At 71.1% G+C, this 2,116-nt stretch carries 2 protein-coding genes and 2 pseudogenes; 3 read left to right on the forward strand and 1 reads right to left on the reverse strand.

The genetic code is table 11. The annotated features are described in order from the left end of the window. Positions 1–226: E3 binding domain-containing protein (locus AOK15_RS48545; RefSeq protein WP_338059900.1), on the reverse strand; the 226-nt coding region annotated here is incomplete at its 3' end. A gap of 16 nt (positions 227–242) precedes the next feature. Here AOK15_RS48545 and sucB point away from each other — a divergent pair. The 3 genes and pseudogenes from sucB to AOK15_RS46770 form a co-directional block, all read left to right on the forward strand. Continuing rightward, a pseudogene (gene sucB / locus AOK15_RS14385) lies at positions 243–1,202 on the forward strand (2-oxoglutarate dehydrogenase, E2 component, dihydrolipoamide succinyltransferase); the annotation flags it as partial. A 256-nt stretch (positions 1,203–1,458) separates the two neighbouring features. Then, a partial coding sequence (locus AOK15_RS46765; RefSeq protein WP_240508431.1) for a GntR family transcriptional regulator occupies positions 1,459–1,797 on the forward strand: 339 nt, incomplete at its 3' end. Between the two features lie 2 nt (positions 1,798–1,799). After that, a pseudogene (locus tag AOK15_RS46770) lies at positions 1,800–2,079 on the forward strand (FCD domain-containing protein); the annotation flags it as partial. Positions 2,080–2,116 lie beyond the last annotated feature (37 nt).

The following is a 2,116-nucleotide window of genomic DNA, read 5'->3' on the forward strand; positions in this document are numbered from 1 at the left end:
GGTCTGGGCGCGGAGGGGGGAGGCCTCCAGGACCGGGGCCTTCTTCGACGCGGCGGCGGCTGCCGCAGCCCCGGCGCCCGGCCGCCGCGGCCGCGGCAGCGGCCTTCGCGGCCTCGGCGGCGGCGATGACGTCCTGCTTGCGGATACGACCGCCGACACCGGTGCCCTTGACGGACGCCAGGTCGACGCCGTTCTCCGCGGCGAGCTTGCGGACCAGCGGGGTCACGTACGCACCCTCGTCCGTCGCCTTGGCGGCGGACGAGGGTGCGTACGTGACCCCGCTGGTCCGCAAGCTCGCCGCGGAGAACGGCGTCGACCTGGCGTCCGTCAAGGGCACCGGTGTCGGCGGTCGTATCCGCAAGCAGGACGTCATCGCCGCCGCCGAGGCCGCGAAGGCCGCTGCCGCCGCCCCGGCCCCGGCCGCCGCGGCTCCGGCAGCCGCCGCCGCGTCGAAGAAGGCCCCGGTCCTGGAGGCCTCCCCCCTCCGCGGCCAGACCATCAAGATGCCGCGCATCCGCAAGGTCATCGGCGACAACATGGTCAAGGCGCTGCACGAGCAGGCGCAGCTGTCCTCGGTCGTCGAGGTCGACGTGACCCGTCTGATGAAGCTGCGTGCCAAGGCGAAGGACTCCTTCGCGGCCCGCGAGGGTGTGAAGCTCTCCCCTATGCCGTTCTTCGTGAAGGCGGCGGCCCAGGCGCTGAAGGCCCACCCGGCCATCAACGCCCGGATCAACGAGGCCGAGGGCACCATCACCTACTTCGACACGGAGAACGTCGGCATCGCCGTGGACTCCGAGAAGGGCCTGATGACCCCGGTCATCAAGCACGCGGGTGACCTCAACATCGCCGGTATCGCCAAGGCCACCGCCGACCTGGCGGGCAAGGTCCGGGCCAACAAGATCACTCCGGACGAGCTGTCCGGCGCGACCTTCACCATCTCCAACACCGGCTCGCGCGGCGCGCTCTTCGACACGATCATCGTGCCGCCGAACCAGGTCGCGATCCTCGGCATCGGCGCCACGGTCAAGCGCCCCGCCGTGATCGAGACGGAGGAGGGCACGGTCATCGGCGTCCGCGACATGACCTACCTGACCCTCTCCTACGACCACCGCCTGGTCGACGGCGCCGACGCGGCCCGTTACCTGACGGCGGTCAAGGCGATCCTGGAGGCGGGCGAGTTCGAGGTCGAGCTCGGCCTGTAACGGTCCACCACCGCAGTACACGGTGCCCGTCCGGAGCTTCCGGGCGGGCACCGTTGTTTTCCCGGGAGCGGCACGTCCGCAGCGGCTTCGCAGCTCGGCCGGTACGGGTCTTTACAGACGGGACCACCATGGGAGCGTGTAAGTCTCGTCTCACCTGCGAGAAAGGGCGCCCGTGCGCCCCTCAAGGGCGGCGTCGCGGCTTTATTGTCTATGGGTCAACGCCCTTGGGGCTCAGTCCCCCGCCGAAGGAGCCCGCATGACCACCGCGCCCGTCGTCCACTCGCTGCGCGAACAGATCCGCGAGCACATCGTGGAGGGGATCGTGAGCGGGCGCTGGAAGCCGGGTGAGCGGATCGTGGAGCGGCGCATCGCGACGGAGCTGGAGGTCAGCCAGACGCCGGTGCGGGAGGCGCTGCGCGAGCTGGAGTCGCTGCGGCTGATCGAGTCCGCGCCGAACAAGGGCGTACGGGTGCGGAACCTCACGGCGGCCGATCTGGAGGAGAGTTACCCGGTCAGGGCCGGTCTGGAGGCGATCGCTGCGGAGCTGGCGGCCGACCGGCTGGCGGAGGACTGCTCGGCGTTGGAGCCGCATGTCNNCAACGCCGACGGCACGTCCCAGGTACGGCACACGGTCGCCTTCCACCGCGAGCTGGTCCGGGCCGCCGGCAACTCCGTGCTGCTGCACACCTGGGAGGGCCTCGGCATCGAGGTCTTCACGGCCCTCTCCATCCGCTGGCTCGGCACGGTGCAGCAGTCCTACGCGGAGGAGCACGAGGAGTTGGTCGCCGCGTTCCGCCGCCGGGATCCGCGGATCGCGGACCTGGTCAAGGCCCACGTGTTGGGCTGCGCCCCGCACACGGACGACGAGCCGGCGTAGCGGTTCCAGGGCCGCCGTGGGGTGCGTTTTCGGCCGC

Origin of the sequence: Streptomyces ossamyceticus, assembly GCF_001418475.1 — a bacterium.
Taxonomy (GTDB): Bacteria; Actinomycetota; Actinomycetes; order Streptomycetales; family Streptomycetaceae; genus Streptomyces; species Streptomyces ossamyceticus.